The sequence below is a fragment of the Vibrio sp. YMD68 genome, from assembly GCF_029958905.1.
Lineage (GTDB): Bacteria > Pseudomonadota > Gammaproteobacteria > Enterobacterales > Vibrionaceae > Vibrio.
Genome location: NZ_CP124614.1, coordinates 2,895,275 through 2,907,445, shown reverse-complemented (window position 1 = coordinate 2,907,445; position 12,171 = coordinate 2,895,275). Strand labels below are relative to the sequence as shown.

At 45.7% G+C, this 12,171-nt stretch carries 6 protein-coding genes, 4 tRNA genes and 2 rRNA genes; all 12 read left to right on the top strand.

The window, feature by feature from the left end:
* Positions 1 to 176: 176 nt before the first annotated feature.
* The 12 genes from pspG (at position 177) to QF117_RS19100 (ending at position 12,092) form a co-directional block, all read left to right on the top strand.
* Positions 177 to 386 (top strand): envelope stress response protein PspG, encoded by a 210-nt coding sequence (pspG, locus tag QF117_RS19155; RefSeq protein WP_017035820.1) that lies wholly within the window; start codon positions 177 to 179, stop codon positions 384 to 386.
* A gap of 100 nt (positions 387 to 486) precedes the next feature.
* A complete protein-coding gene (locus QF117_RS19150) occupies positions 487 to 1,167 on the top strand; it encodes a TIGR04219 family outer membrane beta-barrel protein (protein ID WP_282387638.1) in 681 nt (226 codons plus the stop codon).
* Between the two features lie 156 nt (positions 1,168 to 1,323).
* Positions 1,324 to 1,554, top strand: a complete 231-nt coding sequence (locus QF117_RS19145) for a hypothetical protein (RefSeq protein WP_017039730.1) — start codon at positions 1,324 to 1,326, stop codon at positions 1,552 to 1,554.
* A gap of 94 nt (positions 1,555 to 1,648) precedes the next feature.
* Positions 1,649 to 3,538, top strand: coding sequence for an assimilatory sulfite reductase (NADPH) flavoprotein subunit (locus QF117_RS19140; RefSeq protein ID WP_282387636.1), 1,890 nt, complete (start codon positions 1,649 to 1,651; stop codon positions 3,536 to 3,538).
* On the top strand, positions 3,538 to 5,256 hold the full coding sequence (gene cysI, locus QF117_RS19135) for an assimilatory sulfite reductase (NADPH) hemoprotein subunit (protein WP_065577195.1): 1,719 nt from the start codon (positions 3,538 to 3,540) through the stop codon (positions 5,254 to 5,256). The genes QF117_RS19140 and cysI overlap by 1 nt, the downstream gene beginning before the upstream one ends.
* Entirely contained in the window at positions 5,249 to 6,025 is a 777-nt protein-coding gene (locus QF117_RS19130; protein ID WP_017035825.1) for a phosphoadenylyl-sulfate reductase, read from the top strand. Before cysI ends, QF117_RS19130 begins: the two co-directional genes overlap by 8 nt.
* Before the next feature lie 688 nt (positions 6,026 to 6,713).
* Positions 6,714 to 8,260 (top strand): 16S ribosomal RNA (locus QF117_RS19125).
* 123 nt (positions 8,261 to 8,383) lie between these two features.
* A tRNA-Glu gene (locus tag QF117_RS19120) sits at positions 8,384 to 8,459 on the top strand.
* A gap of 2 nt (positions 8,460 to 8,461) precedes the next feature.
* Positions 8,462 to 8,537, top strand: a tRNA-Lys gene (locus QF117_RS19115).
* Between the two features lie 42 nt (positions 8,538 to 8,579).
* A tRNA-Ala gene (locus QF117_RS19110) sits at positions 8,580 to 8,655 on the top strand.
* Between the two features lie 71 nt (positions 8,656 to 8,726).
* Positions 8,727 to 8,802 (top strand) — tRNA-Val (locus QF117_RS19105).
* Between the two features lie 401 nt (positions 8,803 to 9,203).
* Positions 9,204 to 12,092: ribosomal RNA gene (locus QF117_RS19100) — 23S ribosomal RNA — on the top strand.
* The 16S and 23S rRNA genes sit together here with 4 tRNA genes alongside, the layout of an rRNA operon.
* Positions 12,093 to 12,171 lie beyond the last annotated feature (79 nt).

The following is a 12,171-nucleotide window of genomic DNA, read 5'->3' as shown; positions in this document are numbered from 1 at the left end:
TTAACCAACATTGTGGGTGAAATTTACCTATGTATATAAAAAGGTGAGAGGGCTTATGTGCTTCTCACCTTTTTTGGTTTCTAATTAGCTGATTTTTAATATAAAAATATTTGGCTCGATAACTGCATTAATGAATATCAGGAATACTGTAGGTAAGCGATATTAGGAGTGTGATTATGTTTGAGTTGATTTTTGTATTGGTATTTATTGCAACGCTATTGGTGACGGGCCTTACTATGATGTCCGTATTTGCGGCAACCGCTATAGCCTTTATTGTGTTGGCTGTTTTAGGCATGGTGGGGGTTGTATTTAAGTTGATCCCTTGGTTGATCGTCATTGCTATTGGTGTTTGGTTTTTCAAAAACCATGTTTATAGCCCGCGTTAATCTCAAATTATTCCAGTTAATACGCTAGGCGAATGTGCTATCATCCTTCGATAATTTTATTAGTGTCGACGCCACTCAGTTAAAGTAGGGATCAGAAAGGATGAATATTCGGGGATTGGGATTAGGCTTATCAGGCTTATTAATGCTTATTAGCGCACCAGTGGTGAATGCACAATCGCCATACAGTATTAGCCTTGGTGCTGATATGTGGTGGGGAAGCACCAAAGTGAATGAAGTTCGCAAAGATGACGATCAGGTTCCTTCTTTTAGCGTTGCTCTTGAGCATGAATTGCCATATTTACCGAATGTAAGCTTCCGTTATACAACACTCGAAGCTGACTATATGGCATTTGATAAATACGATTACACCTTTTACTACACCATTTTTGACCATGAACTGATGGACTTTGATTTTGGCGTGGCATTCAGCCACTACTCAAACTCAAAATATATTGCTCCAATCGGTTCTGGAGCCAATGGTGCGCCTCAGTCATTCGATGAGTTAACCTGGAATTGGTTTGGAAAAGCGTTAATCAATGTGCCAAACACCCACTTCGATGTGATTGGCCAGGTTGACTTTGGAGACAGTAAGGGTCTCAAAACAACCGATTTCATTGCTGGTATGCAATACCGACTCCCTGTCTCTTCTGGTGAGCTCGCACTTAAAGGCGGCTATCGTGTGATTGATATTGAGTCAGATGATTTCACTGTTGATGTTGAAAATCATAAAGAGTTTATCTTTGTGAACGGCTGGTTCTTAGGTGCTGAGTTTCAGTACTAGTTAAGTCTCGCATTGCTTTTTAATAACGCCACTTCATTAAGTGGCGTTTTTTATATCTAATGGTTATATAACGGTCCTATTTTTTAGCAGAACGCTCAAAATCTACCATGCTTAACAAAGGTGATTATGTTGTGTCGGCGATAGGTGCGTGATGGTATGACAATTACAGAACTGAGATGTTTGTACCGAGACCATAAACTGGTCGAGGCGATTATTGAGCCTTCAGTGCAGGAAGGCAGTTGGGTTGTTGAGTTTCGTCACGCTAGAGGCGGTTTTGTTTTGTTGACCGACTCACAGGGTGGTGAATGCCACTATATGGATTTGGATCTCGCTTCTAAGTCAGCAATGGCTGTCGGCTTTTCTCAGGTTAGGATTGAATCCAAATAACCCGCTTTTTACTTTCCATCTTCCAAAAAGTTATAAAACATACTTATCTATTCTTTCTTGTTATTAGCAAGAGTGGTTAATCTATCGGCACGCAATGAATAGGGATGTCGTGACCATGTCTTTAAATAAGAAAGAGTCCTCTCAAAAGGAAGTGTTATCTGGAAACACTTCAGCCAATGATCAGGCTGCATTTACTGCACCTATTAATCAGCAGCAAATTGGACAGCTTCAACAAACAGTTTCTGAATTATCAGCCAATCAACTTGCTTGGGTAAGTGGGTATTTTTGGGGATTAAGCCAAACTCAAAGTAATGCGGCTTCTGCGCCGATTGAGCAAGCAGCAGCGGTTGTTGCCTCAAAACCAGCCGGAAAACTCACTATTATTTTCGCTTCTCAGACCGGTAACGCAAAAGGTGTTGCTGAAGCGTTAGAGCATGAAGCAAAGCAATTAGGGGTGGAATCTCAGCTATTTGATGCCAGCGATTATAAAGGCAAGAATCTCGCGAAAGAAACCCATGTCATTATTGTTGCTTCAACTAATGGTGAAGGTGAAGCACCAGATAACGCCATTGAGCTGCATGAGTTCTTACAATCGAAGAAAGCGCCGAAGCTACCGAATCTAAAATACGCGGTGATTGGTTTGGGTGATTCAAGCTACGAATTCTTTTGCCAAACCGGTAAAGACTTCGATGCTTACTTATCGAAGCAAGGGGCGACGGCATTTATTGATCGCATTGACCTCGATGTGGACTACGAGAGCGAAGCTAAAGAGTGGCGTACTAAAGCGTTAGATATTCTTCAAGAAGATCTTTCTTCTGGTACTGAAGCTGAAGTCGTTCAATTGCCTGTTGGTCAGGCTTCGTCTCATTCACAATACACGAAACAGAACCCATACACAGCGAGCTTGCTAACGAGCCAGAAAATCACCGGTCGTGATTCAGGCAAAGACGTTCGTCATATCGAGATCGATCTTGAAGACTCAGGTATCACTTACCAAGCCGGAGACGCGTTGGGTGTTTGGTATGAGAACAGTTCTGATTTAGCGAATGAGATTCTGTCGAAAGTGGGCCTTTCTGGTGTTGAGAGTGTCGATGTTGATGGCGAAAGCCTCTCTATTCATAGCGCTTTAGTTAGCAAATTCGAAATCACAGCGTCAAACCCTCAGTTTGTAACTAAGTTTGCAGAGTTGTCGGGCAGTAAAAAACTCCAAAAGCTGGTGGAAGATAAAGATAAGCTACGAGAGTACGCAGGAAACACACAAATCGTTGACGTGCTTTCAGAAAAGAAAACCAAGTTGTCTGCTGATGAATTGGTCGGGCTACTGCGAAAATTGACGCCTCGTTTGTATTCCATTGCATCAAGTCAAAGTGAAGTCGATGAAGAAGTTCATTTGACGGTCGGTCTGGTTGAATATCAAAAAGATGAACAATCTCGACTTGGTGGTGCTTCAGGTTTCTTAGCGCAACGTCTGGAAGAAGGCGGTGAAGTTAAAGTGTTTATTGAAAACAACAATAACTTCAAACTTCCTCAAGATGATAATGCTCCGGTGATTATGATTGGCCCAGGAACGGGTATTGCACCTTTCCGAAGCTTTATGCAAGAACGCGACAACCGAGAAGCCGAAGGAAAAAACTGGTTATTCTTTGGTGATCGAACCTTTACCCAAGACTTCTTGTATCAAGTTGAATGGCAAAAGTACCTGAAGTCAGGTCTTCTTTCGCAGCTTGATGTCGCCTTTAGCCGTGATCAACATGAAAAAGTGTACGTCCAGCACCGAGTCCTTGAACAAGCAGAACAAGTTTGGCAATGGATACAGGCGGGGGCTTACATCTATGTTTGTGGTGATGCAACGCGCATGGCGAAAGATGTCCATGAAGCGCTAATTGAGGTCGCTGAGCAGCAAGGCAAGATGTCGCGTGATGACGCAGAGGCATTTATTAACAACTTACGTAAAGACAAACGTTACCAAAGGGATGTGTACTAATGAGCAAGCAAGAACAAGAAGTATTGGGTCAAGTGCTTGGTCCATTAGCAGACAACGAACGTTTGAAGCGTGAGAGTAATTTCTTGCGCGGTACGATAGAGAAGGATCTTCAAGATCGAATTACTGGTGGCTTTACGGCAGATAACTTCCAATTGATTCGTTTCCATGGGATGTATCAGCAGGATGACCGCGATATTAGAGCCGAGCGCGCGAAACAAAAACTAGAGCCTCTGCATAATGTCATGCTGCGTGCACGTATGCCGGGTGGCATTATTACGCCGAAGCAGTGGCTAGCGATTGATAAGTTTGCAACAGAAAATACCAGCTATGGAAGCCTGCGTTTAACGACTCGTCAAACCTTTCAATTTCATGGTGTATTGAAACCAAACATCAAGCTAATGCACCAGACGCTGAATAGCATTGGTATAGATTCCATTGCAACCGCCGGTGATGTAAACCGAAATGTTTTGTGTACAACGAACCCGGTTGAATCTGAACTTCATCAAGAAGCGTATGAGTGGGCGAAGAAGATCAGTGAGCATCTACTACCAAAAACTCGTGCCTATGCCGAGATTTGGCTTGATGGCGAAAAAGTTGAGACGACAGAGGAGCCTATCTTAGGCAGTAATTATCTACCGCGTAAGTTCAAAACAACGGTCGTGATTCCTCCTCAGAATGATGTTGATGTCCACGCAAACGATCTTAACTTTGTTGCGATTGCGAATAACGGAAAGCTTGTTGGATTTAATGTGTTGGTGGGCGGTGGATTAGCAATGACCCACGGTGACACGTCGACTTACGCGCGTAAAGCCGATGACTTTGGTTTTGTTCCCCTAGAAAAAACGTTAGAGGTTGCGGCTGCGGTCGTGACGACTCAGCGTGATTGGGGTAACCGATCTAACCGTAAAAACGCAAAAACCAAATACACACTCGATAGAGTCGGTATTGATGTGTTTAAAGCGGAAGTTGAAAAACGCGCAGGCGTTAATTTTGAAGAGAGCCGCCCATATGAATTTACAGGTCGCGGTGATCGTATTGGTTGGGCTGAAGGGATCGATGGTAAACATCACCTTGCATTGTTCATCGAAAATGGACGCTTATTAGACTTCCCAGGTAAACCTCTAAAAACAGGTGTTGCTGAAATTGCGAAAGTGCACAAAGGTGACTTCCGCATGACAGCGAATCAGAACTTGATTGTTGCTGGCGTACCAGAGAAAGAAAAAGCGAAGATTGAAAAGATTGCACGCGCCCATGGTTTGATGGATGACACCGTCAGTGAGCAACGTAAAAACTCAATGGCATGTGTTGCATTTCCTACCTGCCCACTAGCAATGGCGGAAGCTGAACGTTTCTTGCCTCAGTTCGTGACTGATGTTGAAGCTATTCTAGAAAAGCATCAGCTACCAAAAGATGACAACATTATCTTGCGAGTAACAGGTTGTCCTAATGGTTGTGGCCGAGCTATGTTGGCTGAAATTGGATTAGTGGGCAAAGCTCCTAATCGTTATAACCTACATTTAGGCGGTAACAGAGCGGGTACGCGAATTCCTAAAATGTATAAAGAGAACATCACTGACAAACAAATCTTGGAAGAAATAGATCAGTTAGTCGGTCGATGGGCGACAGAGCGTGAAGAAAACGAAGGCTTCGGTGACTTTACGATTCGTGCTGGCATTATAGAAGAAGTCTTCGTATCAAAGAGGGATCTTTATGCTTAATTCTGTAGCTTCAAAATTGAAGTTAGCAGAACTGCTCTCATTAACTAAGACGGAGCAAATTCTCCGTCTTGCTGAAATTAATGCCGAGTTAGAAAAGCTAACTGCGCAACAGCGTGTTAAATGGGCTTTGAATAACTTAGAGGGAACACACGTTGTTTCATCTAGTTTTGGTATTCAAGCTGCGGTGATGCTGCATCTAGTAACGCAAGCTGATCCAGATATTCCCGTAATATTAACGGACACAGGCTATCTTTTTAATGAAACGTATCAATTCATTGATCAATTGAGCCAACAGTTAACACTCAACCTTAAAGTATATCGAGCTCCAAATAGTCCCAATTGGCAAGAGGCACGTTACGGAAAGCTATGGGAACAAGGTATAGAGGGAATCGAAAAATATAATAAGCTGAATAAAGTCGAACCAATGCGTCGAGCGTTGGACGAGTTAGAAGTGGGAACATGGTTTTCAGGTCTAAGACGAGAGCAGTCTAGTAGCCGAGCAAATCTGCCTATTCTTTCGCTACAAAATGGTGTCTTCAAGTTCTTACCGGTAATAGACTGGACAAATAAAGACGTGCACTATTATTTAGAGAAGCATGGCTTGGCTTATCACCCACTGAGAGAAGAAGGTTACCTATCAGTGGGAGATACCCACACTTCTAAAAAGTGGGAGCCTGGAATGAATGAAGAAGAAACCCGTTTCTTTGGATTAAAAAGAGAATGTGGCCTTCATGAAGATGATGGCGAACAATATGGTTCTGGAATTTAATCATTCGATAAAGAGAAAGCTGCAATGGCAGCTTTTTTTATGTCTGAAAACTGATTCCAAAACACGTATTGTGTATAACTTTGGGGATAAGGTGTATATTTGATCTGTGTAAATGATAGGAAATAACCACTTGGATCAAATTAGCACTTAAAATGCGTATTTTTGCATTTTTTCACAAATAACACTTGCCAATGTGAGTTCGATCTCTATAATGCCTCCTCGTTGACACAGCAAGGGCTTACGGGCTAACAAGCAGGGTTAACAAGGCTAGAAAGCAAAAAGAGAAAATTTAAAAAAAGTGTTTGACACTGGAAATTATCTCGCTAGAATGGCCGCCTCTTCCAAGTGATGCAAATCACAAAAGAAGAACGCTCTTTAACAATTTAAACCTATCAATCTGTGTGGGCACTCGTTGATGATAATCCAATATGTTTTTACCTAGGTAAAAACAGTTTCTTCGGAAACAACTTTGGTTTCAATGAACTGAGTGACCAATTCAATTTGGTACAGCCTTGAGCTGTTTGATTTCACTTTTTAAAGTGAAAACCAAAAAGAGCACAGTCAATTCATTATCTTTCTGTTGGAAAGATAATAGCTTTAGAATTACAGGTTTATCTTCGGATAAATCCTAGTTTTGAAGTCAGTATTCGTTGAGCCGAGCCCTATTTATTTAGGGAATCAAAATCTTAAATTGAAGAGTTTGATCATGGCTCAGATTGAACGCTGGCGGCAGGCCTAACACATGCAAGTCGAGCGGTAACAGAAAGAAAGCTTGCTTTCTTTGCTGACGAGCGGCGGACGGGTGAGTAATGCCTAGGAAGTTGCCCAGTAGAGGGGGATAACCATTGGAAACGATGGCTAATACCGCATAATCTCTTTGGAGCAAAGCAGGGGACCTTCGGGCCTTGTGCTATTGGATACGCCTAGGTGGGATTAGCTAGTTGGTGAGGTAATGGCTCACCAAGGCGACGATCCCTAGCTGGTCTGAGAGGATGATCAGCCACACTGGAACTGAGACACGGTCCAGACTCCTACGGGAGGCAGCAGTGGGGAATATTGCACAATGGGCGAAAGCCTGATGCAGCCATGCCGCGTGTATGAAGAAGGCCTTCGGGTTGTAAAGTACTTTCAGTCGTGAGGAAGGGGGTAAGTTTAATACGCTTATCTCTTGACGTTAGCGACAGAAGAAGCACCGGCTAACTCCGTGCCAGCAGCCGCGGTAATACGGAGGGTGCGAGCGTTAATCGGAATTACTGGGCGTAAAGCGCATGCAGGTGGTTCAATAAGTCAGATGTGAAAGCCCGGGGCTCAACCTCGGAACTGCATTTGAAACTGTTGGACTAGAGTACTGTAGAGGGGGGTAGAATTTCAGGTGTAGCGGTGAAATGCGTAGAGATCTGAAGGAATACCAGTGGCGAAGGCGGCCCCCTGGACAGATACTGACACTCAGATGCGAAAGCGTGGGGAGCAAACAGGATTAGATACCCTGGTAGTCCACGCCGTAAACGATGTCTACTTGGAGGTTGTGGCCTTGAGCCGTGGCTTTCGGAGCTAACGCGTTAAGTAGACCGCCTGGGGAGTACGGTCGCAAGATTAAAACTCAAATGAATTGACGGGGGCCCGCACAAGCGGTGGAGCATGTGGTTTAATTCGATGCAACGCGAAGAACCTTACCTACTCTTGACATCTAGAGAAGCCAGCGGAGACGCAGGTGTGCCTTCGGGAGCTCTAAGACAGGTGCTGCATGGCTGTCGTCAGCTCGTGTTGTGAAATGTTGGGTTAAGTCCCGCAACGAGCGCAACCCTTATCCTTGTTTGCCAGCACGTAATGGTGGGAACTCCAGGGAGACTGCCGGTGATAAACCGGAGGAAGGTGGGGACGACGTCAAGTCATCATGGCCCTTACGAGTAGGGCTACACACGTGCTACAATGGCGCATACAGAGGGCAGCAAGCTAGCGATAGTGAGCGAATCCCAAAAAGTGCGTCGTAGTCCGGATTGGAGTCTGCAACTCGACTCCATGAAGTCGGAATCGCTAGTAATCGTGAATCAGAATGTCACGGTGAATACGTTCCCGGGCCTTGTACACACCGCCCGTCACACCATGGGAGTGGGCTGCAAAAGAAGTGGGTAGTTTAACCTTTCGGGGAGGACGCTCACCACTTTGTGGTTCATGACTGGGGTGAAGTCGTAACAAGGTAGCCCTAGGGGAACCTGGGGCTGGATCACCTCCTTATACGATGATTTTCACGATGAGTACCCACACAGATTGATGGTTTAAAATGTAAAGAGAAAGAAATATCTCCCAAGATATTTCAACAGTTTGTTTTCACTTTTAAGAAGTGAAAGTAAATCTAGTGTCCCGTTCGTCTAGAGGCCTAGGACACCGCCCTTTCACGGCGGTAACAGGGGTTCGACTCCCCTACGGGATACCATTGGGTCGTTAGCTCAGTTGGTAGAGCAGTTGACTTTTAATCAATTGGTCGCAGGTTCGAATCCTGCACGACCCACCATTTCCTCCCAAGGAAATGCTTACGAAAGTAAGAAAATAAATTGGGGCTATAGCTCAGCTGGGAGAGCGCCTGCCTTGCACGCAGGAGGTCTGCGGTTCGATCCCGCATAGCTCCACCATTCTTCTCCACAGGAAGATGGCTTTTTATTGTCACTTTTTAAAAAAGTGACAATAAAAAGAAACTTAATGTGGGCGATTAGCTCAGTTGGGAGAGCACCTGCCTTACAAGCAGGGGGTCACTGGTTCGAGCCCGGTATCGCCCACCACTCTCTAAAGACTTTTGGATGTTGACTTCCAAACCAATTCAGTAAAACGAATATGGTTCGGATTCTTGTCGACGAAAGTCATTAGAAAGTGCTTTAACTTGAAAAAGTAAACACTCGCTCTTTAACAATTTGGAAAGCTGACGAACAACAACTTGATTGGTTGTTGTTCAAATAAAAGTTCTCAAATCCTATTCTCTTTTAGAGACTAGGTACCAACACACATTCAAGTGTTTTTGGAAACAACATGACTCGTCATGATTGTTTATATTTGAGTCCGGCAAAATCGCAGTTTGATGTCACTTTTTAAAGTGAGACAAACTGATGTCTCTCGCTCATTCAAATAATGAGAGACAAATTACACCTTGGTTGTTTACCATACATAAGACCTCTTGGGGTTGTATGGTTAAGTGACTAAGCGTACACGGTGGATGCCTTGGCAGTCAGAGGCGATGAAAGACGTAATAACTTGCGATAAGCCCAGATTAGGTAGTAATAACCGTTTGAGTCTGGGATTTCTGAATGGGGAAACCCACGTGCATAAGCACGTATCGTTGTGTGAATACATAGCACAACGAGGCAAACCCGGGGAACTGAAACATCTAAGTACCCGGAGGAGTAGAAATCAACCGAGATTCCGAAAGTAGCGGCGAGCGAAATTGGAGTAGCCCTTAAGCTTTTAATGATGCAGGTGAAGAGTCTGGAAAGTCTCGCGATACAGGGTGATAGCCCCGTAACCGACACATCATAATCAGTGAAATCGAGTAGGGCGGGACACGTGATATCCTGTCTGAATATGGGGGGACCATCCTCCAAGGCTAAATACTACTGACTGACCGATAGTGAACCAGTACCGTGAGGGAAAGGCGAAAAGAACCCCTGTGAGGGGAGTGAAATAGAACCTGAAACCGTGTACGTACAAGCAGTAGGAGCCCACTTGTTGGGTGACTGCGTACCTTTTGTATAATGGGTCAGCGACTTAATTTTAGTAGCAAGGTTAACCGTTTAGGGGAGCCGTAGGGAAACCGAGTCTTAACTGGGCGTACAGTTGCTAGGATTAGACCCGAAACCAGGTGATCTAGCCATGGGCAGGTTGAAGGTTGAGTAACATCAACTGGAGGACCGAACCGACTAATGTTGAAAAATTAGCGGATGACTTGTGGCTAGGGGTGAAAGGCCAATCAAACCTGGAGATAGCTGGTTCTCCCCGAAAGCTATTTAGGTAGCGCCTCGGACGAATACTACTGGGGGTAGAGCACTGTTAAGGCTAGGGGGTCATCCCGACTTACCAACCCTTTGCAAACTCCGAATACCAGTAAGTACTATCCGGGAGACACACGGCGGGTGCTAACGTCCGTCGTGGAGAGGGAAACAACCCAGACCGCCAGCTAAGGTCCCAAAGTATAGCTAAGTGGGAAACGATGTGGGAAGGCTTAGACAGCTAGGATGTTGGCTTAGAAGCAGCCATCATTTAAAGAAAGCGTAATAGCTCACTAGTCGAGTCGGCCTGCGCGGAAGATGTAACGGGGCTAAGCTATACACCGAAGCTGCGGCTGCATACTTTGTATGCGGGGTAGGGGAGCGTTCTGTAAGCGGTTGAAGGTGGTCTGTAAGGGCTGCTGGACGTATCAGAAGTGCGAATGCTGACATGAGTAACGATAAAGGGGGTGAAAAACCCCCTCGCCGGAAGACCAAGGGTTCCTGTCCAACGTTAATCGGGGCAGGGTAAGTCGACCCCTAAGGCGAGGCCGAAAGGCGTAGTCGATGGGAAACGGGTTAATATTCCCGTACTTCTTATAATTGCGATGGGGGGACGGAGAAGGCTAGGTGGGCCTGGCGACGGTTGTCCAGGTTCAAGTACGTAGGCGGAAAGTTTAGGTAAATCCGGACTTTCTTAACGCTGAGATACGATGTCGAGCCACTACGGTGGTGAAGTCATTGATGCCATGCTTCCAGGAAAAGCCTCTAAGCTTCAGATTATAAGAAATCGTACCCCAAACCGACACAGGTGGTCGGGTAGAGAATACCAAGGCGCTTGAGAGAACTCGGGTGAAGGAACTAGGCAAAATGGTACCGTAACTTCGGGAGAAGGTACGCTCTTGGCGGTGAAGTCCCTTGCGGATGGAGCTACTAGGAGTCGCAGATACCAGGTGGCTGCAACTGTTTATTAAAAACACAGCACTGTGCAAAATCGTAAGATGACGTATACGGTGTGACGCCTGCCCGGTGCCGGAAGGTTAATTGATGGGGTTAGACTTCGGTCGAAGCTCTTGATCGAAGCCCCGGTAAACGGCGGCCGTAACTATAACGGTCCTAAGGTAGCGAAATTCCTTGTCGGGTAAGTTCCGACCTGCACGAATGGCGTAATGATGGCCACGCTGTCTCCACCCGAGACTCAGTGAAATTGAAATCGCTGTGAAGATGCAGTGTACCCGCGGCTAGACGGAAAGACCCCGTGAACCTTTACTACAGCTTGGCACTGAACATTGAACCTACATGTGTAGGATAGGTGGGAGACTTTGAAACTTCGTCGCTAGATGGAGTGGAGTCAACCTTGAAATACCACCCTTGTACGTTTGATGTTCTAACGTTGGTCCCTTATCGGGATTGCGGACAGTGCCTGGTGGGTAGTTTGACTGGGGCGGTCTCCTCCCAAAGAGTAACGGAGGAGCACGAAGGTGGGCTAAACACGGTTGGACATCGTGTGGTTAGTGCAATGGCATAAGCCCGCTTGACTGCGAGAATGACAATTCGAGCAGGTGCGAAAGCAGGTCATAGTGATCCGGTGGTTCTGAATGGAAGGGCCATCGCTCAACGGATAAAAGGTACTCCGGGGATAACAGGCTGATACCGCCCAAGAGTTCATATCGACGGCGGTGTTTGGCACCTCGATGTCGGCTCATCACATCCTGGGGCTGAAGTCGGTCCCAAGGGTATGGCTGTTCGCCATTTAAAGTGGTACGCGAGCTGGGTTTAGAACGTCGTGAGACAGTTCGGTCCCTATCTGCCGTGGGCGTTGGAAGATTGAAGGGGGCTGCTCCTAGTACGAGAGGACCGGAGTGGACGAACCTCTGGTGTTCGGGTTGTCACGCCAGTGGCATTGCCCGGTAGCTAAGTTCGGAATCGATAAGCGCTGAAAGCATCTAAGCGCGAAGCGAGCCCTGAGATGAGTCTTCCCTGGCACTTTAAGTGCCCTTAAGGGTTGTTCAAGACTAGAACGTTGATAGGCAGGGTGTGTAAGTGCTGCGAGGCATTGAGCTAACCTGTACTAATTGCCCGTGAGGCTTAACCATACAACACCCAAGGGGTTTTGTGGACTCAAATAGAACATTGAATGTGTGATTGAACTTTTATAATCAGTTTTCCGAATTT